The organism is Streptosporangium sp. NPDC001681 (genome assembly GCF_040298085.1).
GTDB lineage: Bacteria > Actinomycetota > Actinomycetes > Streptosporangiales > Streptosporangiaceae > Streptosporangium.
The window spans coordinates 125,303-145,602 of sequence record NZ_JBEOZN010000004.1 but is presented as its reverse complement, the minus strand read 5'-3'; the positions used below and the strand labels follow the sequence as shown (position 1 = coordinate 145,602).

General features: G+C 69.4%; 17 protein-coding genes. 5 read left to right on the top strand and 12 right to left on the bottom strand.

Annotated elements, in window-relative coordinates:
* Nucleotides 1-10: 10 nt before the first annotated feature.
* Both ABT130_RS03060 and ABT130_RS03055 read right to left on the bottom strand, forming a co-directional pair.
* The gene (locus ABT130_RS03060) at nucleotides 11-2,578 is read right to left on the bottom strand and encodes a glycosyl hydrolase family 18 protein (RefSeq protein WP_350952349.1); all 2,568 of its coding nucleotides are present in this window, start codon (nucleotides 2,576-2,578) and stop codon (nucleotides 11-13) included.
* Between the two features lie 339 nt (nucleotides 2,579-2,917).
* Entirely contained in the window at nucleotides 2,918-4,075 is a 1,158-nt protein-coding gene (locus ABT130_RS03055; protein WP_350952347.1) for an erythromycin esterase family protein, read from the bottom strand.
* A gap of 91 nt (nucleotides 4,076-4,166) precedes the next feature.
* On the opposite strand from ABT130_RS03055, the gene ABT130_RS03050 reads away from it, so the two are divergent.
* A complete protein-coding gene (locus ABT130_RS03050; protein WP_350952345.1) occupies nucleotides 4,167-4,850 on the top strand; it encodes a TioE family transcriptional regulator in 684 nt (227 codons plus the stop codon).
* 100 nt (nucleotides 4,851-4,950) lie between these two features.
* Here ABT130_RS03050 and ABT130_RS03045 read toward each other — a convergent pair whose 3' ends face one another.
* Nucleotides 4,951-5,724, bottom strand: a complete 774-nt coding sequence (locus tag ABT130_RS03045) for an SDR family oxidoreductase (protein ID WP_350952344.1) — start codon at nucleotides 5,722-5,724, stop codon at nucleotides 4,951-4,953.
* Between the two features lie 142 nt (nucleotides 5,725-5,866).
* Between ABT130_RS03045 and ABT130_RS03040 the strand changes: the two genes are divergently transcribed.
* Complete coding sequence (locus ABT130_RS03040) at nucleotides 5,867-7,165, top strand: DUF2252 domain-containing protein (protein WP_350952342.1); 1,299 nt, start codon at nucleotides 5,867-5,869, stop codon at nucleotides 7,163-7,165.
* 136 nt (nucleotides 7,166-7,301) lie between these two features.
* Here ABT130_RS03040 and ABT130_RS03035 read toward each other — a convergent pair whose 3' ends face one another.
* From ABT130_RS03035 to ABT130_RS03015, 5 genes are read right to left on the bottom strand one after another with little or no spacing between them, the layout of a single operon-like run.
* On the bottom strand, nucleotides 7,302-8,315 hold the full coding sequence (locus ABT130_RS03035; RefSeq protein WP_350952340.1) for an ABC transporter ATP-binding protein: 1,014 nt from the start codon (nucleotides 8,313-8,315) through the stop codon (nucleotides 7,302-7,304).
* Nucleotides 8,312-9,292, bottom strand: a complete 981-nt coding sequence (locus ABT130_RS03030) for an ABC transporter ATP-binding protein (protein WP_350952338.1) — start codon at nucleotides 9,290-9,292, stop codon at nucleotides 8,312-8,314. Before ABT130_RS03030 ends, ABT130_RS03035 begins: the two co-directional genes overlap by 4 nt.
* Nucleotides 9,289-10,170: an ABC transporter permease gene (locus ABT130_RS03025; RefSeq protein WP_350952336.1), complete on the bottom strand. Its 882-nt coding sequence runs from the start codon at nucleotides 10,168-10,170 to the stop codon at nucleotides 9,289-9,291. The genes ABT130_RS03030 and ABT130_RS03025 overlap by 4 nt, the downstream gene beginning before the upstream one ends.
* Nucleotides 10,167-11,201 (bottom strand): ABC transporter permease, encoded by a 1,035-nt coding sequence (locus tag ABT130_RS03020; protein ID WP_350952334.1) that lies wholly within the window; start codon nucleotides 11,199-11,201, stop codon nucleotides 10,167-10,169. The genes ABT130_RS03025 and ABT130_RS03020 overlap by 4 nt, the downstream gene beginning before the upstream one ends.
* Nucleotides 11,202-11,207: 6 nt before the next feature.
* Nucleotides 11,208-13,067: an ABC transporter substrate-binding protein gene (locus tag ABT130_RS03015; RefSeq protein WP_350952331.1), complete on the bottom strand. Its 1,860-nt coding sequence runs from the start codon at nucleotides 13,065-13,067 to the stop codon at nucleotides 11,208-11,210.
* 238 nt (nucleotides 13,068-13,305) lie between these two features.
* On the opposite strand from ABT130_RS03015, the gene ABT130_RS03010 reads away from it, so the two are divergent.
* Both ABT130_RS03010 and ABT130_RS03005 read left to right on the top strand, forming a co-directional pair.
* Entirely contained in the window at nucleotides 13,306-14,067 is a 762-nt protein-coding gene (locus ABT130_RS03010) for an SDR family oxidoreductase (RefSeq protein WP_350952329.1), read from the top strand.
* A gap of 131 nt (nucleotides 14,068-14,198) precedes the next feature.
* Nucleotides 14,199-16,730 carry a M14 family zinc carboxypeptidase gene (locus ABT130_RS03005; RefSeq protein ID WP_350952327.1) on the top strand — a complete coding sequence of 844 codons (2,532 nt, stop codon included), beginning with the start codon at nucleotides 14,199-14,201 and terminating at the stop codon, nucleotides 16,728-16,730.
* Nucleotides 16,731-16,857: 127 nt separating this feature from the next.
* Here ABT130_RS03005 and ABT130_RS03000 read toward each other — a convergent pair whose 3' ends face one another.
* Nucleotides 16,858-17,691 (bottom strand): ATP-grasp domain-containing protein, encoded by an 834-nt coding sequence (locus ABT130_RS03000; protein ID WP_350952325.1) that lies wholly within the window; start codon nucleotides 17,689-17,691, stop codon nucleotides 16,858-16,860.
* Between the two features lie 650 nt (nucleotides 17,692-18,341).
* Here ABT130_RS03000 and ABT130_RS02995 point away from each other — a divergent pair.
* On the top strand, nucleotides 18,342-18,893 hold the full coding sequence (locus ABT130_RS02995; protein ID WP_350952323.1) for a hypothetical protein: 552 nt from the start codon (nucleotides 18,342-18,344) through the stop codon (nucleotides 18,891-18,893).
* A gap of 37 nt (nucleotides 18,894-18,930) precedes the next feature.
* On the opposite strand, the gene ABT130_RS02990 is transcribed toward ABT130_RS02995, so the two are convergent.
* From ABT130_RS02990 to ABT130_RS02980, 3 genes are all read right to left on the bottom strand, one after another.
* Nucleotides 18,931-19,044 carry a DUF397 domain-containing protein gene (locus ABT130_RS02990; RefSeq protein WP_350952378.1) on the bottom strand — a complete coding sequence of 38 codons (114 nt, stop codon included), beginning with the start codon at nucleotides 19,042-19,044 and terminating at the stop codon, nucleotides 18,931-18,933.
* 95 nt (nucleotides 19,045-19,139) lie between these two features.
* Complete coding sequence (locus ABT130_RS02985; RefSeq protein ID WP_350952321.1) at nucleotides 19,140-19,337, bottom strand: DUF397 domain-containing protein; 198 nt, start codon at nucleotides 19,335-19,337, stop codon at nucleotides 19,140-19,142.
* A 23-nt stretch (nucleotides 19,338-19,360) separates the two neighbouring features.
* Nucleotides 19,361-20,218, bottom strand: a complete 858-nt coding sequence (locus tag ABT130_RS02980) for a helix-turn-helix domain-containing protein (protein ID WP_350952319.1) — start codon at nucleotides 20,216-20,218, stop codon at nucleotides 19,361-19,363.
* Nucleotides 20,219-20,300 lie beyond the last annotated feature (82 nt).

Below are 20,300 nucleotides of genomic sequence, written 5' to 3'. Positions count from 1 at the left end.
GGCGGAACGGTTACCGCAGACCCGCGTCCAGGGCGGTGGTCAGGGTGCCGGGGTCACCGGACATCTCCCAGACCATCGCGCCGAGCAGGCCCTTGCTCCGGAGCCACGCGGTCTTCTTCCCGATCGACCAGACGTCGTCGAAGGTCCACCACTGACCGCCGTTGCCGGTGTAGCAGTAGGTCGCCACCGACTGCTCGTCGTGTCTCACCGCGCATCCCGGCACGGAGGCCAGCAGGTTGGCGTATCCGCGGGTGCCCGCCTCGTCCGGGAACTGCCCCGGCGCCGCGCCGGTGGCCGTCTGCCACTCGCCGAACCTCCCTCCGTCGGCGACGCCCTGCCAGCCCCGCCCGTAGTACGCGAGACCAATGGTGATCTTGCGTGGGTTCACCCCCGCCTGGAGATAGACGTCGACCGAGTTCTCGACGCTGAAGTGGAACGGGTACGGGTCCTCGGCGTCGGCGTACAGGTTGCCCTGGTGTCCGGCCCGGTTGGGCTCCCAGGAGTTGTCGCTGCCCGCGCCGTGGAAGTCGTAGCCCTGGACGTTGAAGATGTCCAGGGACCTGGCGACCTCGGGCAGGTCCCAGCCGGCGGCGATCTTCGCCGGGTCGGCGGGGGTGAAGGCGGTGAGCTGGTAGCGCCTGCCGGTCTCCTGGGTCAGCGCGTCGAGCTGCCTGCGGAACTCGGCGATCAGCAGCGTGTTGTTCGCCTTGTCGTTCGGGCCGATGTGGTTGCCCGCGTGCCCCTCCGAGCCCGGCCACTCCCAGTCCAGGTCGATGCCGTCGAAGATCCCGGCGGCGCTGCCGGGGCCGCCCGCGCCGTTGTAGACCGGCAGGTTCCCCTTGATGTACGTGTCGATGCAGGAGCTCACGAACTTCTTGCGCGCCGCGTCGGTGGCCGCCACGTCGGAGAAGTACTTCGAGTACGTCCAGCCGCCGAGCGAGATCAGCACCTTGAGGTTCGGATACTTCGCCTTGAGCTTGCGGAGCTGGTTGTAGTTGCCGCGCAGCTTCTCCCAGCCGGTGTCGGCGACACCGTCCACCGACTGCGCCGCGCTCATCGGCCTGCCGTAGTCGGCGTCCGCGTCGCCGGAGCCGTCGCCCTGGTTCGGGTCCTGCGGGTTCGCGGTGGTGCCCTTGGTGACACCCTGCAGGCACGTCAGGTTCACCGGGTCGATGTTGCCGAAGGCGTAGTTGAGGTGGGTCAGCTTCGCGGCGGCACCGGTGGTGTCGAGGTTGCGCACGAAGTACTGGCGGCCGTAGATGCCCCACTGGACGAAGTAGCCGATCCTGGCGTATCCGCTGCCGATGATGTCGTCGGTGCTCACCTTCAGCGCGGTGCTCGCCGCCGACGTGTTGTCGTACAGGTCGCGGGCCTTCACGGTGAAGGTGTACTCGGTGGACGGCGACAGCCCGCTCACCGTGGCGGAGGTGCCGGTCACCGTCGTGGCCAGGGTGGCGCCGGTGTAGACCTCGTACCCGGCGATGCCCTTGTTGTCGGTCGAGGCGTTCCACGCGAGCGAGACGCTGGAGGAGTCCTTGCCGGTGACGCGCAGGTTCGCGGGCACGGTCGGCGGCTGGGTGTCGTCACCGGCGTTGTTGGTGGTCACCTTCAGCGCGGCGCTCGCCGGGGAGAGGGTTCCCGTCCGGTCCCTGGTCTTCACGGTGAACGTGTACTCGGTGTTCGAGGTCAAGCCGGTGACGGTGGTGCTCGTCCCGGTGACCGTCGCGGCGAGGTCGGCGCCCCGGTAGACCTGGTAGCCGGAGATCGGCAGGCTGCCCGGGGTCGCGGCGTCCCAGGCCAGCGAGACGGTTCTGGTGGTCTTGACCGGCGAACGCAGGTTGCCGGGCGCGCCGGGCGGCGTGTCGGCGGCGCCGTCGCACCTGACGTCGTTGATCCTGCAGTTCTCCGGCTCGGCGGACGCGCTGCTGAGCGTGAACGCGGGGCTGTACGGCTCGGTGGTACCGCGTGCCGCCACGGTCGTGTTGTAGTGGGCCGGGCTCAGCGTGACCTGGCGCCCGCTCTGGCTCAGCGACCCGTTCTGCGCGGCGCTCGCGGTGACCCCGGCGGGCAGGTCGAAGGTGATCGACCAGCCGTTGAGCGCGGTGTCGGTGTTATTGGCGACCACGAATCTGCCCTGGGTGCCACTCCCCGAGTAGGTCGCGGTGACAGGCGCGTCCGGGGGTGGCGGGTCGCCGCTGCCGTCGCAGTTGGCGCCGTTGATCGTGCAGCTCACCGGCTGTGCCGCCGCGCTGAGCGTGAAGGTGGGGCTGTACGGCTCGGTGTTGCCGTTCGCCCGTACCGTGTTGATGTAGAAGGCGGGGGTCAGCTTGACCCGCGTCCCGTTCTGCGTGGTGGTGGCGTTCTGGGCACCGCTGACCGTGATGCCCGCGGGCAGGTCGAAGGTGATCGACCAGCCGGTGACCGGAGTGGTGCCGGGGTTGCTCACCACGAACTTGCCCTGGGTGCCGGTGAGGGTGAAGGCCGCGGTGAGCCGGGCGGCGGCCGAGGCGGGGGACGAGAGAGCGGCGAGAGTGGCTGCCATGGCGAGAACCAGCAGCATGGAGGCTAATCGGCGCACGTAAATGCCTTTCCATTTAGGAAAGTTTCCTAATAATTACGCGGATCGTAACCCCGGCGCCGGATGCCTACAAGGCCCAAAACAACGCCTCCCGCCCGGCTCGAACCGTACGGCCGCCCGCTTGACCGCCCGGGAGCGGAAGGCCGGTCAGGACAGGCCACCGACAGGGGAAGCCCTCGGTTTGCCGGCGCAGCCGGTTACCGTCAAAGCGGCCCGGCGACCAGCCCGCACAGCGGCGATCGCCTGGCGATCCCGGGCGCCGCCTTCGGTGAGGGGGCGGGCGTGGATGGTGTGATCGATGCGCGTGCGTGTCGGCACAGCCTGACACGCACGCGCCTGTCAACCCAGCCTGACAGCCTGTTTGAGGAAGACGACGCCGTCGATCATGTCGAGCTGGGCCGGATCCAGCGGGAAATAGGCGAAATCGTGGGAGATGCGCGGGGCGGGCTTCGTGACGGCCTCGGCCAGGCGGCGGGCGTCGATGAGAGAGTGGTCCCACGGGAGCGTGGACAGGATGCCCTCGACGGTGTCCGGGGGCGGGGTGTCGTCGCCGACCGTGCCGAAGGCCGCGGCCAGGAAGGCGTACCGGTCGCCCAGGTGCGTTTCGGCGATCGCCCCCGCACTCCACCACTCCAACTGCTGGTCGCCGAACGACATGAGGCTCTTGTTCCGCTGCAGGTGGAGGTTGTGGGCGAAGACCAGGGCCGGGCCGCGCTCGGCGACGGCACGCAGGTTGGCGGCCATCATCGCGTCCCGCAGGCCCGACAGCCTGGCTATCCGGGCCGGGGACGTGTCGGCCATCCAGTGGTGGTAGCGGAGCAGGCCGACGGCGGTGCGCCCGTACAGTGCCGCCCGCTCCCTGTCCTCCGCGCTCAGCCGCGGCGCCTGCGTGTCGAGCAGCGCCACCAGGTCGTCGGCGATCAGGCGCAGCCGCTGGGCGTCGGCGGACCGGCCGATCGACTGGGACGGATCCATGACCGTGGCCTCGTTCGACCACCGGTCGTCCGGGCCCAGCAGCGCGTCGAGGGTTTCCATGGTGCAGGGCAGCGGGCCGTCGAGGAGGGCGTAGAGGGCGGTGAGCGCCTGGCGCGGGCTCGCCGCCCAATACTCCAGAGGGCCGTCGAAACCGAAGAACCGGAGCTTTTCGTCATGCTCCTCGTTGTACGCCCGCATCCAGCGCACAAGCTCGCGGTTGGCCGGTGACGCGCCGAAGCCGTGGCTGAAGCCGCGTTCCATGACGTCATCGAGCGTGCCGGTGCCCGTCGTGATGTGGTCGTCGACCACGAGGCCCATGAGACAGTCGCTCTCGATGGCGAACGACCGGTAGCCCTCGTGCTCGACCAGATGCCGGAAGATCTCGTTGCGCAACTCGCCCAGCTCCCCCACGAAGTGCCTGGCCTCGCCCAGGCCGAGCAGCAGGGGTTTGGCGGGAAGCGACCGCAGGAACGCCGAGACACCCGTGCCGTCGAACGGCCGGGCCGTGTCCTTGATATCCATACCTTTAACGGTATCGTTGAACCTACGGTGTAAACTTTTCCGTGGAAATCCCCGCTCTCATCGCGACGAACCTTCAATCGGTGATGCATCCATGAGGCCAGTGGACCTGGCGCGCGAGCACGGCCTGTCCACCCAGGCGATCAGGAACTACGAGGACGCCGGCATCCTGCCCGCCGCCGAACGCACCGTCCACGGCTATCGCACCTATACGCCGCTGCACGCGCAGGCCCTGCGCGCGTTCCTCGCCCTCATACCCGGGCACGGTCACCAGACGGCCACGTCGATCATGCAGGCGGTCAACCGGGGTGCCACCGAGGACGCGCTGCGGCTCATCGACGAGAGCCACGGCCAACTCCTCGACGACCGCCGCACCCTCCAGGCCGTCGAAGCCGCGCTCCGCGATCTGGCGCCCGTGCCGCAGGAGCGCGGCGACACGTTCATCGGCCCGCTGGCCAGGAGGCTCGGCATCCGCCCTGCCACCCTGCGCAAATGGGAGAACGCCGGGCTGGTCCGGCCGCGCCGCGATCCGCAGACGGGCTACCGGATCTACAGCGCCGCCGACATACGGGACGTCCGGCTGACCCACCAGCTCAGGCGGGGCGGCTACCTGCTGGAGCAGATCGCCCCGCTGATCGCTCAGGTCCGCTCCGCCGGAGGCGTCGCCCCGCTGGAGTCGACCCTGCGCGACTGGCAGGCCCGCCTGTCCGCCCGGGGCCGCGCCATGCTCAAGGGCGCCGCCGACCTGGACGTGTACCTCTGCGCCCGCGAACCCTGAGGCCGAACACGGCACAGCGCAACGGCACAGGAAGGCCGGGCCGCTGACAGCGGTCGCGACCGGGCGGGCGGCCGGGAGAGGCCCGCCTACATCCTCACCCTCAGCCGAGGCCGCCGTTGGCGTGGAGGTTCTGGCCGGTGAGCCAGCGGCCGTCGGGGCCCGCCAGGAAGGCCACGACGTCGGCGATGTCCGAGGGCTCGCCGAGGCGGCCGAGCGAGGTCATGCCCGCGACCTGGGCCAGGGCCGCCGCGGGGTTGGTGCCGCGCAGCAGATCGGTGTCCGTGGCACCGGGCGAGACCGTGTTGACGGTGATGCCCCGGCCGCCGAGCTCGCGGGCCGTGACGGCGGTCAGCTGTTCGAGCGCGCCCTTGCTCGCCGCGTAGGGGGCGATGCCGGGTGCCGGGCGGACGGTGTTGAGTGTGGAGATGTTGACGATGCGCCCGCCGTCGCGCATGTGCCTGGCGGCGTATCGGATGGTCAGGAAGACGGCTCTGGCGTTGACCGCCATGACGCGGTCGTACAGTTCCTCACCGGTCTCCGCGACGGGGGTCGGGGTGAAGCTCAGCGCGGCGTTGTTGACCAGGATGTCGAGGCCGCCGAGAAACTCCTCCGCGGTCTCCATCAGCCGCTCGGCGGCGCCCGGCTCCGCCAGGTCGGCCTGGACGGCGCGAGCGCTCCCGCCCGCCTCCTTGACCGCCCGCTCGACCTCGGCCGCGGCGCCGGCATCGCTCGCGTAGCTGAAGAGCACGTCCGCCCCGTCGCGGGCGAGGCGCTCCACGATCGCCCGGCCGATGCCCCGCGACCCCCCGGTGACCACCGCCGCCTTGCCCTCCAGCACCGCCATATCGACCTCCACTCCCCTCGCGGACCTCATCTCATCGTCGAATCTACGATCGCCCAGTGCGGCTGTCGACGCCCGCCACGCCGCGCGGGCCGTGCCCGGCCATTGGTGCGTTCCAGATCTGTAATCTCGGAGAACTGGCGGAGTTTCGGTCGTACGCCCTAGCGTGCGGACCATGACCATCGATGGGCGCTCGGCGCACATTCTCGACGTCCTGATCACCGAGTTCGGCGACTCCATGAAGCGCGATCCCGCCGCCTTCCGGCGCAAGTTCCGGAAGATGGCCGCCTCGCCGTTCGCCTTCTACCGGGGCAGCGCCTGCCTGTTCTACGCGGACATGACCGGCGAGTTCGCCGACGACGCCTTCCTGGACGACCAGACGAGGCGGGTCTGGATCCACGGCGACCTGCACGCCGAGAACTTCGGTACCTACATGAACGCCTCCGGCGTGCTGGTCTTCAACGTCAACGACTTCGACGAGGCCTACGTCGGACCGTACATCTGGGACCTGCGTCGGTTCTCGGCCAGCATCGCGCTCATCGGGTACGCCAAGGCGCTGTCCGACGACGTCATCACCGCCCTGGTGACCGAGTTCGCCGGCGCCTACCTCGCCGAGCTGACCGGCATCTCCGAGGGTGGGGACGACGCGATCGGCTCGCTGACCCTGGAGACCACCACCGGCGTGCTGCACCGGGTGCTGCAGCACGCCCGGCTGAACACCCGGGTGGCGCTGCTGGAGCTGGAGACCACCGTCGAGAACTTCGACCGCAGGTTCGCCGTCATGGACGGCCGCTACCCGGTCGACGAGGAGACCCGGCAGCTGGTGGAGGCGGCCTTCCAGGACTACCTGACGACCCTTCCCACCGTCTCGGCGGTCGAGCACAAGATCAAGGATTTCGCGCTCCGCACCGGCATCGGGATCGGCTCGGCCGGGCTGCCCTCGTACAACATGCTGCTTGAGGGCCACACCCAGGCCCTGGAGAACGACGTCATCCTCTACATGAAGCAGGCCCAGGTCCCGGCCGTGGCGCGGTACGTGACGGACGAGAAGGTGCACGGCTACTTCAAGCACCAGGGCCACCGCACCGCCGAATCGCAGCGGGCCCTGCAGGCGTACGCCGACCCGTGGCTCGGCTACACCACGCTGAACGGCGTCGGCCAGATGGTCGCCGAGGTCTCCCCCTACACCGCCGACCTGGACTGGGGCGACGTCAACGAGCCGGACGAGCTCGCCTCGGTGATTCGCGACCTGGGCCGGGCGGTGGCCAGGATGCACTCGGTGGCCGACGACGAGTCCAGCCACGACCTGGTCGACTTCTCCACCGAGGACGCGATCGTGGCCGTGATCGACGGCGACACCGAGGGCTTCACCCGCACCCTGGTCGACTTCGCGCACGCCTACGGGGCACGGGCCAGGGCCGACCACGGGCTCTTCGTCGACCTGTTCAGGAACGGCCTCCTCCCCGGCCTCTGAGCCCGGCCTGCCGGCCTGGCCCCCGAGATCGGCCCCCGAGATCGGCCCCTGTGATCGGCCTCGAAAGCCGGGCTCCGGAACCGTTCTCCGTGAACGTCCTTCGGGAAGGGCCGCGCCCGGGGCCGGTCGCCTCATCTCACCGCCGCTCCGCCTCCGTTTCCGACTCCGTTTCCGACTCCGCCTCGCGCCGGGCGGAGCGGGCCTCGGCGTGGTGGCAGGCGACCTGGGCCCCGGCCGAGGACGGCAGGACCGGCAGTTCCCCGGACGCGCACAGCCCTTCGACCCCCGCCTCGGCCGCCGCGCCCGAGGCCAGCACCTGGCAGCGCGGGTGGAAGCGGCAGCCTGCCGGGATCCGGGTGGGGTCCGGCGGCTCGCCGCCCAGCACCACGGGCGACCGCGACTCCGGCAGGACCGACAGCAGTGCCTGGGTGTACGGGTGCGAGGGCGAGGTGAGGATCCGCTCCACCGGCCCCGACTCGACGATCCTGCCGAGATACATCACCGCGACCCGGTCGGCGATGTTCCAGGCCAGCCCGAGGTCGTGGGTGACGACCAGGGCCGACAGGCCCAGCTCGGCGCGGAGGCGGAGCAGCAGGGCGAGGATCTCGCCGCGTACCGACGCGTCCAGCGAGGCCACCGGCTCGTCGGCGACCAGCACCCTGGGCTCCAGCGCGAGGGCTCCAGCGATGACGACGCGCTGGCGCTGGCCACCGGACAGCTCGTGCGGGTAGCGGTCGAAGAACCGTTCGGGAGGACGCAGCCCGGCCCTCGACAGAGCGGAGGCGACCAGGTCGCCCTCGCCGGGCAGGCGATGGATGCGCGGCCCCTCGGCCACCGCCTCGTAGACGGTGTGCCGGGGGTTGAGCGATCCGGTGGGGTCCTGGAGCACGAGCTGCACCTCGCGGCGGTGGGCCCGCAGGGCGCGCGACGAGTAGGCCAGCGGGACACCGCCGTAGCGGACCGACCCCGAGGTGGGCCGCTCCAGGCCGAGCAGGGTCCTGGCCAGTGTCGTCTTGCCGCAGCCGGACTCGCCGACCAGCGCGACGATCTCCCCCTCGCCCACGGCGAGGTTCACCCCGTCCACCGCACGGGCGCGGCGCCCGCGCGAGGCGAACTCCACCCGCACCTCCCGCGCTTCGAGCAGGGTCATCGGCTCTCCTCACTGACGTGGACGCACGCGGCGGTGTGCGGCGCTCCGGTGCCGTCGCCCGCGGCCCGCAACTCGACCGGCTCCGACGCGCACGAGACGAGCGAGACCGGGCAGCGAGGGTGGAAGGAGCACCCCGCGGGCAGGTGCGCGGGGTCGGGCGGGTCACCGCCCAGTCCCCTGGGCGCCATCCTGGAGGCGGGGTCCCCCACGGTGGGGAACGCCTCGGCCAGCGCCCTGCTGTAGGGGTGCCGCCCGCCGGTGAAGACCTCGCGCGAGGGGCCGGACTCGACCACCCGGCCCGCGTACATGACCGCCAGCCGGTCGCACGTCGACGCCAGGACTGACAGGTCGTGGGAGATCATGACGAGGCCGATCCCGTGCTCGGCGATGAGCGAGCGGATCAGCGAGAGCACCTGCGCCTGGATCATCACGTCCAGCGCGGTGGTCGGCTCGTCGGCGATGATCAGGCGGGGTGAGCAGGCCAGCGCCATGGCGATCATCACCCGCTGGCGCTGGCCGCCGGAGAGCTCGTGCGGGTAGCCGCGCGCCCGCCAGGCCGGCAGGCCGACCTGCTCCAGCAGCTCCGCCACCCTGCGCCGCGCCTCGGCCCCGGCCGCCATGCCGTGCACCCGCAGCGGCTCGGCGATCTGGTCGCCGATCCGGCGCACCGGGTTCAGCGCGTGCTGGGCCCCCTGGAAGACCAGCGAGGCCGAGGCCCACCGGACCGCACGCAACCGCCCCCAGCTCATCGCCAGGACGTCCTCGCCGTCCAGCAGGATCTCCCCGGACACCAGCGCGTTCCTGGGCAGCAGCCGCAGCAGGGACATGGCCAGCGTCGACTTGCCCGACCCCGACTCCCCCGCCACGCCGAGGGCCTCACCGGCCTCCAGGCCGAGCGAGACGCCGCGCACGGCGGGCACGTCCCCGGCCTCGCCCCGGTAGGTCACCGCCAGGTCGCGCAGTTCGAGCAGGGTCACGAGGCTCCTCTCAGCCGCGGGTTGAGTACGGTCTCCAGGGCGCGCCCGCAGAGGGTGAACGCCAGGACCACCGCCACGATGCACAGGCCGGGCGACAGCACGTACCACCAGGCTCCCGAGGTGGCCGCGCCCCAGTCGTAGGAGCCGCGCAGCATGCTGCCCCACGAGACCTGGCCGGAGCCCGCGCCCAGGAAGGCGAGGGTGGACTCGGTGACGATGGCGCTGGCCACCATGAGCGTGGTGTTGGCCAGGACCAGCGGGGCGACGTTCGGCAGCACGTGCCGGGTCATGACGTGCCAGTGCCCGGCGCCCAGTGCCCTGGACCGCTCGATGTACGGCCTGGCCTCGACCGCCAGCGTCTGCGCCCGGATCAGCCTCGCCGTGGACGCCCAGGAGGTCACCCCGATCGCCAGGATGATCGTGAACGGGCTGCCGCCGAGGATGGCCGCGAGCACCATGGCCAGGACCAGCGCGGGCAGCACCAGGAACCAGTCGGTGACGCGCATCAGCACGGCGGCCACCCAGCCCCTGAAGTGCCCGGCCGCGATGCCGAACACCGTGCCGATCACCATGCTGAGCAGCGCCGACATGAACCCGATGAGCAGCGAGACCCGCGCGCCCCACAGCAGCATGAGCGCCACCGAGCGGCCGGACTCGTCGGTGCCGAGCGGGAATTCCATGCTCGGCGGTGCCATCCTGGCGCCCGTCGCCTTCGTCACGTCCATCCCTGACGGGTCGGTGAGCAGCGGCGTGAGCAGGGCCGCCAGGACGGCGACCAGCAGGATCGCCGCCCCGTACAGCCCGGCTCGCTGCCTGGCGTACCGGCGGCAGAACCGCGCCAGAGCGGCGCGGCGGCGGGTGCGGGCGATCGTGCTCAAGCCGACCTCACCCTCGGGTCCAGGACGTGGTAGACCACGTCGGCCAGCGTGTTCATGACGATCACCGCGACGCAGACGAGCATGAAGGTGCCCTGCATCACGGCGTAGTCGGGTCCCCTGATCGCCTCGACGAACAGCAGCCCGAGACCGGGCCAGGAGTAGACGAACTCCACCGAGACCGCGCCGCCGACCACGAACCCGATCTGCATGAAGACCAGGGTCACCGTCGGCAGCAGCGCGTTCGGCACCGCGTGGCGGCGCCGGACGTCGTCGTCGCGCAGGCCCTTGGCGCGGGCGGTGGTCACGTAGTCCTGGCCGATCTCCTCCAGCAGCGAGGAGCGCATGACCAGCAGGTACTGCGCGTAGACGACGGCGACCAGGGTGAGGCAGGGCAGCACCAGGTGGTGGGCGACGTGCAGCAGGTAGAGCGGCCCGTCGGGGGCGTCGACATCCTCCATGCCCCGGGTGGGGAACAGGCCCGGTACCGGGCCGATCCCCGCGGCGAGGACCATGAGCAGCAGCAGTCCCAGCCAGAAGGTCGGCACCGACCACAGGGTCAGCGCGGTCCCGGTGGAGAGGCGGTCGAAGCGGCCGCCGTGGTGCCAGGCGGCCCTGGTGCCCTGCCACATGCCCAGGCCGACCGCGACGGCCAGCCCGGTGCCCACCAGCAGCAACGTCGGCCCCACCCGGTCGCCGATGAGCTCGGCGACCGGTCTGCGGTACTCGTACGAGGTGCCCAGGTCCAGCCGCAGGGTCCGGCCCACGAAGTCCAGGAACTGCGCGCCCAGCGGCCGATCCAGGCCCATCTGCCGTCTGAGCAAGGCGAGCTGTTCCGGGGTCACCGGCACGTCGCGGGTGTAGGCGATGGTGGGGTCGCCGGGGATCAGACGGAACAGGAAGAACGTGGCGACGATCACCAGTCCGATGCTGAGCAGTGCCCCGCCGAGCTTGACCAGCGCGTAGCGCGCCACGGCCCGGCGGGCACCGCCCTCCTCGGTGTCGCCCCTCGCCTGTTGCGGCGATGTGAGCATCGGCCGCTACTCGCGGTCGTCGGCGGCGGCGCGGCGGCGCCGCAGGAGGAAGAAGCCCCCGGCGCCGAGAACCACCACGGCGGCCACCACGACGGCCACCACGGTGCCGCTTCCCGAACCGCTCCCGGCCGGGGCGGCGGCGCGCTCCACCGCACGCAGCGAGTAGACCGGCCAGTAGCTGCTCCCGCCGTACAGGATGCCCTTGTCCTCGGGGATCGGGGTGATGGAGGCGATCCGGTCCTTGCGGTAGCCCTCCAGGTTGTTGGGATAGTAGATCGCGACGACGGGGGCCTCGGTGTAGAGCCGCTCCTGCATCTGCTTGATCAGCTCGACCCGGGCGGCTCGATCGAGTTCGGCCAGCTGCGCCTGGTAGAGCCTCTCGAACTCCTTGTCACAGAAGAACGACTCGGTGCCGCCGCCCTGCCCGCTCGCGGTGGGCCTGCGGCTGCACAGGTGGGTGGCCAGGATCTCCTCCGGGTCCGGGTTGACCGACCAGCCGCTGATCGCGATGTCGTAGAGCGCCGTGCTGCCCGTCTCCTCGGTGAACTTGTTGGAGTCGAGCCTGCGGGTGGTGAGCTGGATGCCGATGTCCTTCAGCCAGCCGGTGAGGAACTGGGCGATCTTGTCCTCGACGGGCTCGTCGGTGTGGATGCTGAAGCGCATCTCCAGCTTGCGCCCGCCGTCGGGCATGGTGCGAACGCCGTCCGCGCCCTTGGCGTAGCCCGCCTCGTCGAGGATGCGGTTGGCCTCCGCCAGATCGAAGGTGACGGCTTTGTCACCCTCGGCCTTCCAGAAGAACTCCTGGTACATCGGCGGGATGATCGAACCGTCCGCCGGTACGGCGAGACCGTTCTGTGCCTGCTCGACGAGGGCCTTCTTGTCGATCGCGTGATGGATGGCCCGGCGCACCCTGACGTCCTTCAGCGCGGGATGCCCGTCACCGATCGGCTCGCCGCCGGCCGTCGCGGCGCCCGGGTTGAACTGCAGGTAGCTGGCCCTGCGGCCCTGGGTGTTCCACTGCGTGATGTTCGCATCGCCCGCGAGGGCCTCGAACTGCGGGCCCTGCAGGCGGCCGATCCAGTCGATGTCCCCCTTCTTCAGACCGGCGATCGCCGCCTCGGGGTTCTCGTAGAAGATGACGTGCAGCTCGTCGATGGCGGGGGCGCCGCGCCAGTACGACGGGTTGGCCTTGAGCCTCACATAGGCGTTCTTCTTGTGCTCGACGGCGATGTAGGGGCCGCTGCCGACGGCGGGGTAGACCTCGTTCTCGTAGGTGCCGATGTCGGGGACGCTCTCCCAGACGTGCTTGGGCACGATCGGGATCGGCAGCTCCAGCATCGAGGCCTGGGGCTTCTTGGTCTTGATGACCAGGGTCCGGTCGTCGGACGCGGTCACGGTGTCGAAGTTCTCGACGGCGGGGCCGTTGGCCGTCTTGGCCCCGTCGTCCGTCATGATCTTGTTGAAGGTCCACGCGGCGTCCTGGGCGGTGACGGGCCTGCCGTCCGACCAGGTGGCTCCGGCACGCATGGTGAAGGTCCAGGTCAGCTTGTCCGGTGAGGTCTCCCACGACTCGGCGAGGTCGGGGCTGGGCTTCAGGGTCTTGGAATCGGGCACCGTGAGGAAGCCGTACATCCAGCGGTGGATCGACGTGGAGACCACCCGGACCGCCAGGAACGGGTTCATCGAGTCCATGCTCTGCGTCGCGCCCAGCCGGACGATCCTCTTCTCGGTCTGGGGTGCCCGCACGGCCGTCCCCTGGGAGGTCTGGGCGGTCTGGGCGGCAGAGGGTGATGCGTGCGCCACGAAAAGTGTCGCCATCGACAGCGCCAGGCTCAGCGCCGCCAGGCGCGTCCCCGTTCTGACCATGGTGTGCCCCACCTTCGGATCGGTGACTTATTGACAACGAAGGCACACCATACAAACGGCGCGTGTCAACGAGCGGTGGAAGATTGTTTCACTCTCGTTTTATTTGCCGACATTATTTTTCACTCCCTTCGGCACGAATCGACACAAAGGGGCTTATGTGTACCCGGGAGTTACCGCGGAATGCTGGACCGACCGTCCGGTATGGACGGGGCGGTCGGAGTGCGGCATGCTACAGAACATGACTCTGTTCTCGGTGGAAGGCAAGATCGTCGTCGTCACCGGCGGCTCCAGGGGAATCGGCCGGATGATCGCGGCCGGGTTCGTCGACGCGGGAGCCACGGTCTACATCTCCTCCCGCAAGGCGGCCGAGGTCGAGAAAACCGCCGCGGAACTGGGATGCACGGCCATCCCGGCCGACCTGTCCACCGAGGACGGGGTCTCCACCCTGTTCGAGGCGGTCGCGGAGCGGGAGTCCCGGCTGGACGTGCTGGTCAACAATGCCGGGGCGACCTGGGGCGCGCCGCTGGAGGAATACCCCGAGCAGGCGTTCGACAAGCTCTGGGGGATCAACGTCAAGGGCGTGTTCTACCTGACCCAACGGTTCCTGCCGCTGCTCCGCGCCGCCGCGAGCCCCGAGTCCCCGGCCAGGGTGATCAATATCGGCTCGGTGGACGGTATCCGGGTGCCCGCGATGGAGAACTACGCCTACTCCGCGGCCAAGGCGGCGGTGCACATGCTCACCCGGCACCTGTCCCAGCGGCTCGCCAAGGAGTCGATCACAGTCAACGCGATCGCCCCCGGGCCGTTCGAGTCGAAGATGATGGCCTTCGCGCTCCAGGACGAGAGGATGCGCGCGGCGGTCGCCTCCCACGTCCCGCTGGGCAGGATCGGCCGCCCCGACGACATGGCGGGCACCGCGATCTTCCTGTCCTCACGCGCCGGCGCCTACCTCACCGGGACCGTGATCCCGGTGGACGGCGGCATCTCCGGGCACGCGTAGCTCCCGGACTCTCCACCCACGACCGGATCATCCGGTCCTTCAATCACAGTTTGCCCCAAAAGCACCATTCGTAACGCAAGTGTAAAATTTTACCTCTTGCTGTCATTTCTCACAGATGACAGCTTTACTTCATGCAGAAGCGCTTCAAGGTGGTGGCGCCGGCCGTTCTGGCCGTCGCCATCGCCCTCCCAGCCGGTGCCGCCCAGGCGGACCCCACTCCGGCCGCACCACCCGTGACCACCTGTGACGCCACCCAGACTCCCGCCGTCTACCACGGCAAGGTGCCGACGCCGAAGAGTGTCCTCGGCTTCGACCTTGGCGAGCGGGAGGTCACCTCGGCCGAGTCCGACACGCTGCTGACCGCGATCGACGCGGCCAGCGACCGGGTCGTCTCCGGCACCCTGGCCACCACCGCCCAGGGACGTCCGCTGAAGTACGCGATCGTCGGCACCCCGAAGAACATCCGGAACCTGCGCGCGATCGAGAACTCCATCAAGCGGCTGCGCGACCCCCTCACCCCCGCCCCCGCGGCGAAGGTCCTCGCCAGGAACACGCCCGCGATCCTGTGGGTCGCCGGAAACGTGCACGGCGGCGAGGAGAGCGGCACCGACGCGGCGCTGAAGACCCTCTACGACCTGGCCGGGCGGGACGACTGCGCGGCCAGGCGAATCCTGGACAACGCCGTCGTGGTGATCCTGCCGACGCAGAACCCCGACGGCCGCGAGGCCGACACCAGGCGGAACGCCTACGCCTTCGACATGAACCGCGACTGGTTCGCGCGGACCCAGCCGGAGACCGACGGCAAGATCGAGCTGATGCGGAAGTATCCGCCGCAGCTCTTCATCGACGCCCACGAGATGGGCGGCACCGAGTACTTCTTCCCGCCGAACGCCGACCCGATCTACCACGACATCGCCGAGCCGACGGTCGACTGGATCAACAACACCTACGGCGCCGCGATGATCGGCGAGTTCACCAAGCGCGGGATCCCGTTCTTCAACCGCAGCGTCTACGACATGTTCTACATGGGCTACGGCGACACGGTCCCGGCAGGCGGGTTCAACGCGGCGGGCATGACCTTCGAGAAGGGCAACGCCTCCCCGATCGCGGCCCGGACCTTCGAGCAGTGGCTCACCCAGTGGGTCTCGCTCTCGGCGGCGGCGGCCAAGAAGACCGAGATCCTCACCACCTGGCACGGCATGTACGCCGACGCCCTCAAGCAGGGGACCGAAGGCCACCTGGAGCCGAACCAGGTCTACAACCCGGGCCACGAGGTCATCACCCAGGTGCCCGACCGGAAGGTGCGCCACTACTTCCTGCGCGCCGACGACCCGGCCAAGAAGGCGGAGACCGACCTCGTCGTGCGGCGGCTCCAGCGGATGGACGTCCAGGTGTACAAGCTGGCCACGCCGCTGACGGTCAAGGACTTCAAGGCGTACGGCAGGCCCGAGGCGAAGACCACGCTGCCCAAGGGCACCTACTGGATCCCGCTGGCCCAGGCGCAGAAGCACTGGGTCCAGTCCATGCTGAACGAGGACACCTACACCCCGTTCCCCTACTTCTACGACGTGACCGCGTGGAGCCTGCCGCTGCTCGGCAACGTCTCCGGCGGCTCCTCCGGCCAGGTGCTGCTGCCCGCCGCGACGCCGGTGCAGGCGGTGGACGCCCCCTCGGTCAAGGTCACCACCTCCCGCAAGATCGGAGTCCTGCAGCTGTCCGGTGGCACCGCGCAGAACGCGGCCGAGTCCTCCGGCTGGCTCCGCCACCGTCTGGACCGCGACTGGAAGCTGTCCTACCAGGTGCTCACGCCGGCCGACGTCGCCGCGGGCAAGCTGGGCGGGCTGGACGTGCTGCTCGTGCCGGACGGTTCGTCCAACTCGGCGAACAACGCCCTCGGCGAGGCCGGGCGCGCGGCGCTGCGCGACTGGGTCGGCGGCGGCGGGCGCTACGTCGGCTGGGCGGGCGGCGCCCGGCTGGCCGCCCTGGCCGGTGTCTCCAGCGTGACGCTGACCGAGCCGACCTCGGACATCCCCGGCACGCTCCTCCGGACGAACGTGGCCCAGGGGCCGCTGAGCAAGGACGTCGGGTCGAGCGTCATGCAGTTCTACGCGTACGACCTGGTCATGCGGGCCTCGAACCCCTCGCACGTGGTGACCTCCTACCCGGCCGCCGACTCGCCCGACTGGTTCCTGTCCGGTTTCGCGCTGGGCGCCGAGGAGCTCGCCGGAACGGCGGCGGTGGTCGACGAGCCGGTGGGCACCGGCCACGCGGTGCTGTTCGCCGCCGAGCCGAACTTCCGTGCCTTCAGCGACGGCACGGCGAAGATCGTCGCCAACGCGATCACCGCCGACCTGCCGTCCGCCTCGGCGCGGGCGCGGACGCTCGCCCCGGCCCCGGACGCCTCGCAGGCCGCCGCGGCCATCCCGGAGCACGAGTCACCGCTCCGGGTCACGGTTCCCGCCTCCGAGCGTGACAAGGCCGCCGCGGCGCTGAACGGCTTCGGCGCCACCTGGACCGAGCAGGCCGCTTCCGGCGGCGCGGTCCGGTTCGTCGTGGCCAACCCCGAGGGTCTCGACACGCACGAGCACCCCTGGGCGCGGAAGGTCCCCGACGCGCTGCGTGCCGCGGGAGTCTCTCCGCTCGCGGTGGTGCTGCCGCAGTAATCCGGTACGGCGCGCGTCCCTTCGCGGGGCGCGCGCCGTTTCCGGTGCGTCTTTGTAGGCCTGCTTTACGGGCCTGTTCTCTGCGGGCTTGTTTTCCGCAGGCTTGTTCTTTGTTCTCCGAGAGCCGTCAGATCGCCTTGGCCAGGGCGGTCGCCAGGTTGGCGGCGGCGCCGGGCGCGTAGCTCAGGAACAGGTAGGGCTCGGTGAGCTCGATCTCGATGAGGGCCGGGCTGCCGTCGGCCAGCCGGACCAGGTCCACCCGGGCGTAGAGCAGTTCGGGAAACTCGCCGAGCACCTGCTCGGCCAGGGCGAACTGGTCGGGATCGGGGGTGCGAAGCTCCCCGTGGTCGTTGCCCTGCCCCGGCTTGGTGGCACTCTCGGTCAGCATCGGGTTGCGCCGGACGGCGTGGCTGAACCTGCCGCCGAAGTAGAGCATCGAGGTCTCCCCCTCGCCCTCGACCATGTCCAGGTACGGCTGGATCATCGCGGTCCGCCCGTTGGCGGCCAGCTTGGCGGCGTGTTCCTCGGCCTGTTCGCGGTCCGCGGTCCTGATCGTGTCGCGGGCTCCGGCCGAGATCGACGGCTTGACCACGTACTCGTCGAGGAGCGGGAGGTTCGCGGTCTCGCCCGGCGCGACCCAGGAGGTGGGGATGATCGGCGCCTTCAGGTCTTTCAGATAGACCTTGTCGGTGTTGCGTTCCAGCACGGCGGCCGGGTTGAACAACCGGGTGACGGACTCGACGTGACGGGCCCAGTCGAGGAACTCCGTCCGCCTCGTCACATAGTCCCAGGGGGTACGGACCACGACGGCGTCGAACCCGGCCCAGTCGACTTCGGGATCGTCCCAGCGCACGATGTGGCCGGTGATTCCCACCTCGGCCCAGGCCGCGACGACGATTCCCTTCTCGTCGTCGAGCTTGTCCGGGTCCGCGAAGGTCACGTACGCCGCAGAAACGCCCATGAGGTATCCCTTTATGTCATCACCAATTAGACATAAGGCACCTTACCTATAGTCGCGTTTTCGACCGCAGGCCGGTCTCTGCGGGTCGTGTTCTCAGGGGTCAGCTCGGCTCATGCTGCACGGCTTACGGGCGGGTCGGGTGCGCGCTCCGGCTGTCTCGGTCGCGTTCTCACGGCTCACGCCTCTATGGCGGATCCGATGTCCGCGCTCCGGTGGGTGGGTGCTCCGGCCGGCCGTCTCAGTCGATCCCCGGTGTTTCAGGCCTCCGGCCTGCTCGGGCGCGGCGGTTGCGGGCTTTCATACGCCGGCCGGAGCACCCACCCACCTCCGCGCCTTCCACCCCGCCGTGCGGCGTGCGAACCGTAGTCGCTCACTCCCCGACCGCTCAGTGGGCTGTCCGATGCTGAAGCTCTCGCGACGAGACCACTCAAAGCCGGTCGCCGTAGCTGACGCGTGTCTCTCCGACACAGCGCAGGGTCGATGCCGTGAGGAACGGAAGCCGGATCGTTCCCAGAAACCCGCAAGTCAGCGCCAAGACGATCTTCAGTGCCGCCCGCAATCTTGTCCCCAGACCTGATGGCGTGAGCTGTCGGCGCATGCGCTCTCAGTGCATATCGGACGAAGCGGAACGCGAACCGGAGGACATGGAAATGTACAAGAAGGCCCTGACCGTCGCGATGGCGGCGGCCGTCCTGTCCACGCTGGCCCCGGCACCCGCGTCTGCGGCTCCGACAATCGAGACCATCTTCGGACCCACCATCACCCTCAGGGAACCGGACAGCACCTTCGTCTGCTCAGCCGGAGAGGTGCTGATCGACCGCGCCCACTGGGGGGACGAGAACGGCTGGACCCGCTACCGGTGCGGCCAGATCCGCATCGACGGTGAAGCGGTCACCGTGCAGACCGGAAATTGGAGCTACGGCATAAAGGAGAGCAACTCGTACTTCTCCGCCCCTGCCGATCAGGTCCTCATCGGCAGGAGGCATCAGGGCGACGAGAACGGTCTGACGTGGTACCTCGTCGGCACGCTGCACTGGCGCGGAAGTCAGGTGCGGCTCACCTCCCGGCAGTGGACCGCGGCCATGACGGAGAGCAACCACTCCTCGCAGGCGTTCGCCCCTCTGGTCATGACCGGCCGCCAGCACCAGGGGGATGAGAACGGTCGCACCTTCTACGAGTACAGCAGGGTCACCGCCGGCTGAGGCCTCCCGCCCGCACAGGCCGTGTGACGCACAAACCTCAGGCCTGCGCGTGCCCAGGCCCCGAGGTCGTGTGCCGCGCCGCCCTCCGGATAGTCCAAGGCGAGAAGACCAACGCGGGGCCGTGTGGGTTTTTGCTGTCGCGAACGGCCACGATGCCGGTGAGGTTGCCGGCCACCCCCGACGCACCGACTATTGCCACCACTGCGGCTGCTCTTGCGCCATGTGGAAGGCTGGTGGTGCCGCGGTCTACGCGCCGTTTTTCAGGTCTGCTACGAATGCCGCCCAGGTGTTACGGGCAAAGACGAGCCTGGGTCCCTCGGGGTCCTTGGAGTCCCGGACGGCTACTGCATCGCCCAGGTTCGCGACTTCTACGCAGTCTCCGTTGCCTCCGCTGAGCGAACTCTTTCGCCACACGGCTTTGGTCAGGTCTACCGGGTTGGACATCGCATGGCCCTTCCGCTGGACACTCATACCAGGTTGTTTGACGCGTTCATCAGCATAACCATCGTGTCCGCCGGACTGAGTGCCGCTGCTCTGAGGTAATCGAACACCGCGACGTAGCGTCGGACGTCAGCGCTGTCCTCCAGGTACAGCCCGCTGGACATGTTCTCCAGGTAGATGACGTCCAGGTCGCTCGGAGCAGGAAAGCCCACAATGTTAAATGATCCGGTCATCGCCTGATGCGCGCCGGCCCGGTAAGGGAGGATCTGGATCATGATGTTGGGTTGCCGGCCGGCTTCGGCGAGGTGCTTGAGCTGACTGGCAGTGATCTCGGCTGTTCCCACGTGCTGACGCACCACGCCCTCCCCGAGAATTACGGATAGTTCCAGCGGGTTGTCGTCCGCGAGTCGCTTCTGACGCTCCATCCGCACGGAGACCCTGCGTTCGATCTCCTCTGCTGCGTCTCCGGGACGAGTGGCCGCGACAACCGCCCGCGCGTAGTCCGCGGTCTGCAGCAGACCGGGGACCAGCGTCTGCTGATAGGTCTTGACGGATGTAGCCTCGGCTTCGAGGCCGATGAGTGTCGCGTACTCGCCAGGCAGCACGTCCCCGTAGTTCTGCCACCATCCTCGCTGTCGCGCTTCCCTGGACAGGGCCAGCATCGGATCCCGGTCGGCCTCGGGGACCTCGTACATGTCGAGAAAGGCGCGGAGGTCACGCGGCCGGATGCCTCTACGGCCCGTCTCGATCCGGCTGATCGAGGCCGCCGTCAGCTCCATACGTTCGGCCACCTCCTGCATGGACAGGCCGCGCTCGACGCGCAACCGGCGCAGCTCCGACGCCAGGCGACGCCTGCGGACGGTGGGACTTGTGTCGGCAGCCATGGCCGCACCTTCCTGGAGGTCTTACGTCTGGAAACTATCTTTGGAAACTTCCTTAGGTAACTACCAAGAACATACGGCCCGA

Excerpts from the sequence above, each read along its gene's own strand:
- ABT130_RS03055 (WP_350952347.1), bottom strand. The coding sequence starts at position 4,075 with ATGGATATCAAGGACACGGCCCGGCCGTTCGACGGCACGGGTGTCTCG.
- ABT130_RS03050 (WP_350952345.1), top strand. The coding sequence starts at position 4,167 with ATGAGGCCAGTGGACCTGGCGCGCGAGCACGGCCTGTCCACCCAGGCG.
- ABT130_RS03045 (WP_350952344.1), bottom strand. The coding sequence starts at position 5,724 with ATGAGGTCCGCGAGGGGAGTGGAGGTCGATATGGCGGTGCTGGAGGGC.
- ABT130_RS03040 (WP_350952342.1), top strand. The coding sequence starts at position 5,867 with ATGACCATCGATGGGCGCTCGGCGCACATTCTCGACGTCCTGATCACC.
- ABT130_RS03035 (WP_350952340.1), bottom strand. The coding sequence starts at position 8,315 with ATGACCCTGCTCGAAGCGCGGGAGGTGCGGGTGGAGTTCGCCTCGCGC.
- ABT130_RS03020 (WP_350952334.1), bottom strand. The coding sequence starts at position 11,201 with ATGCTCACATCGCCGCAACAGGCGAGGGGCGACACCGAGGAGGGCGGT.
- ABT130_RS03015 (WP_350952331.1), bottom strand. The coding sequence starts at position 13,067 with ATGGTCAGAACGGGGACGCGCCTGGCGGCGCTGAGCCTGGCGCTGTCG.
- ABT130_RS03010 (WP_350952329.1), top strand. The coding sequence starts at position 13,306 with ATGACTCTGTTCTCGGTGGAAGGCAAGATCGTCGTCGTCACCGGCGGC.
- ABT130_RS03005 (WP_350952327.1), top strand. The coding sequence starts at position 14,199 with ATGCAGAAGCGCTTCAAGGTGGTGGCGCCGGCCGTTCTGGCCGTCGCC.
- ABT130_RS03000 (WP_350952325.1), bottom strand. The coding sequence starts at position 17,691 with ATGGGCGTTTCTGCGGCGTACGTGACCTTCGCGGACCCGGACAAGCTC.
- ABT130_RS02995 (WP_350952323.1), top strand. The coding sequence starts at position 18,342 with ATGTACAAGAAGGCCCTGACCGTCGCGATGGCGGCGGCCGTCCTGTCC.
- ABT130_RS02985 (WP_350952321.1), bottom strand. The coding sequence starts at position 19,337 with ATGTCCAACCCGGTAGACCTGACCAAAGCCGTGTGGCGAAAGAGTTCG.
- ABT130_RS02980 (WP_350952319.1), bottom strand. The coding sequence starts at position 20,218 with ATGGCTGCCGACACAAGTCCCACCGTCCGCAGGCGTCGCCTGGCGTCG.